Below are 2644 nucleotides of genomic sequence, written 5' to 3'. Positions count from 1 at the left end.
GATGATACATTGGCATCAAAATTGAATTCATTTGTCTTTAAAGTATCATTGCCACTATTGTTGTTTGTCGATGTGTCTAAATCTAATTTTAAAGATCTTTGGGATACAAAGTTTGTCGTATTTTGTGTTGTATCTACTCTAATTAGTATTCTATTATCGATATTATTTTCATTACGTTTAAAAGATAAAGCGATTCAAGGTGAATTTATTCAAGCTTGTTACAGAAGTAGTGCTGCCTTATTAGGACTTGCATTAACATCAAATATTTATCCAGATGTAGGTGTTGCGCCATTGATGTTGATGAGTGTTGTATTTGTTTATAACGTAGTATCCGTTGTGATTCTATCTTTCTTTAAGGCTGAACAATCGAAGGTTGATTATAAGAAAACATTCATTGGAATGTTAAAGAATCCACTAATTCTAGGCATTGTGATAGGTGTACTTGTGAGTTTGTTGCCATTTAAACTGCCACAAGTCATCAATAAAACAATTTCTATGATCGCAAGTACGGCAACACCACTAGGTTTAATGGCGATGGGAGCCACTTTTGATTTTGATCAGGCGAAAGGAGAATTGAAACCATCTTTATTCTGTACATTTATGAAATTAATTGGTTTTTGTACGATCTTCTTACCAATTGCAGCTTTATTAGGATTCAGAAATCAAGCCTTAGTTGCCATTTTGATTATGTGCGGATCAAGTACAACGGTATCTGGCTTTGTGATGGCTAAAAGTATGGGGCATAAAGGTGTATTAACATCAAGTGTTGTGATGCTGACAACATTGCTTAGTGCTTTTAGTATTACATTCTGGTTAACAATATTAAAATCGTTTGGATTGATTTAGTTGACCTAAAGTTCACTTTAGGGTGTAGAATAGTATAAAGATTTTAGGGAGGGAAAGAATGGAATTGTTTTTAGAATCATTCCCAAAGATATTTATTTCGGGAATTGTAATGACATTACCTTTGGCAGTCATTTCTTTTGTTCTAGCTATGGTGTTGGCCATTTTTTGTGCCTTGATACAATATGCGAAAGTTCCGGTTATGAAGTATGTTGTTCAATTCTATATTTGGATATTTAGAGGAACACCTATGCTTGTACAATTATTTATTATGTATTTTGGGATGCAATCGATTGGCGTGAGAATATCGGCTATTACGGTAGCGATTATTGTATTTTCATTAAATACAGGCGCTTATTGTGCAGAAACCATTCGCGGATCGATTGAAAGTGTACCACAAGGACAAATGGAAGCCGGACTATGTGTAGGAATGAGCTATATGCAGATTATGATGCATATTATTTTACCGCAAGCTTTTCGAAGTGCATTTCCATCATTGTTTAATAACTTGATTTCACTTGTAAAAGATACGTCTTTAGCTGCGAATATTACGGTTACAGAAATGTTTATGCAGACAGAAAGAATTGCCGGAAGAACTTATCAGTTTATGCAGTTATACATAGAAGTGGCTTTAGTTTATTTGATTTTCTGTACAGTTTTAACTTGGCTGCAAGCTTGGGGTGAAAAGAAGCTGAATTATTATCAGGCAGGGAGATAGAGTATGGCTTTATTAGAAATTAAAGATATTCATAAATCATTTGGAAATTTAAATGTTTTGAATGGAATGGATCTTACAGTCAATAAAGGCGATGTCATTGCGATATTAGGCCCTTCAGGATCAGGTAAGACAACTTTACTTCGTTGTATTAATTATTTAGAGACAGCTGATGCAGGGACTATGATTTTTAATGGAAAATCTTACGATTTAGCAAATACATCAAAGAAGGATGTTGCCCAGCTTAGAAAGCATACGGGGTTTGTATTTCAAAATTACAATTTATTTGCGAATAAGACAGCCCTACAAAATGTAACATTAGGTCTTACTGTAGCGCGAAATGTTTCTAAAGAAGAGGCCAATGCGATTGGTATGCAGATGCTTGAAAAAGTAGGAATGAAAGATCGTGCGACTCATTATCCTTCAGAATTATCGGGTGGACAACAACAGCGTGTCGCAATCGCAAGAGCGTTAGCTACAAATCCAGACATTATTTATTTTGATGAACCGACTTCAGCTCTTGATCCAGAGCTGATTCAAGAAGTTTTAAGTGTTATGAAAACACTGGCTAATGAAGGAATGACTATGGTTGTGGTCACGCATGAGATGGCTTTCGCGAAGAATGTTTCTAGTCATGTGATTTTAATGGAAAAAGGGAAAATTGTTGAAGAGGGCAGTTCAAAGAATTTCTTTGAAAATCCGAAACAAGAACGAACAAAAGATTTTTTAAGGAAAGAGGAAATGTAAGATGAAAAAATTGTTAGCAGGTTTATTAAGTGCAGCTATGACATTTACTTTAGCAGGATGTGGATCTAGTAAGGATCATTTAGCTACGATTCAAGATAAAGGTGAAATCACAATTGGTTTAGAAGGCGATTGGCAACCATTCTCTTATCATGATAAGGATGATAAATTGATGGGTGTTGATGTGGAAGTCGCTAAGAATATTGCCAAGAAATTAGGTGTAAAAGCCAATATTGTGGAAGGTAAATGGGATGGATTATTAACTGGACTATCTACTGGTACATATGATTTAGTTATTAATGGTGTCGATATCACAAAGGAAAGAGAAAAGAAATTTGATTT

At 34.7% G+C, this 2644-nt stretch carries 4 protein-coding genes; all 4 read left to right on the top strand.

Features of this window, described 5'->3' with window-relative positions; genetic code table 11:
- Positions 1 to 846 (top strand): AEC family transporter (locus ACZQCL_RS07955; RefSeq protein ID WP_482482651.1); only part of this gene is annotated, 846 nt, incomplete at its 5' end.
- A gap of 58 nt (positions 847 to 904) precedes the next feature.
- Entirely contained in the window at positions 905 to 1561 is a 657-nt protein-coding gene (locus ACZQCL_RS07950) for an amino acid ABC transporter permease (protein ID WP_482482649.1), read from the top strand.
- A 3-nt stretch (positions 1562 to 1564) separates the two neighbouring features.
- Entirely contained in the window at positions 1565 to 2305 is a 741-nt protein-coding gene (locus tag ACZQCL_RS07945) for an amino acid ABC transporter ATP-binding protein (RefSeq protein ID WP_482482647.1), read from the top strand.
- A 1-nt stretch (position 2306) separates the two neighbouring features.
- A partial coding sequence (locus tag ACZQCL_RS07940; protein ID WP_482482645.1) for a transporter substrate-binding domain-containing protein occupies positions 2307 to 2644 on the top strand: 338 nt, incomplete at its 3' end.

The organism is Holdemanella sp., assembly GCF_056804935.1.
This window is presented reverse-complemented; position numbering and strand designations above follow the sequence as displayed.

Excerpts from the sequence above, each read along its gene's own strand:
- ACZQCL_RS07950 (WP_482482649.1), top strand. The coding sequence starts at position 905 with ATGGAATTGTTTTTAGAATCATTCCCAAAGATATTTATTTCGGGAATT.
- ACZQCL_RS07945 (WP_482482647.1), top strand. The coding sequence starts at position 1,565 with ATGGCTTTATTAGAAATTAAAGATATTCATAAATCATTTGGAAATTTA.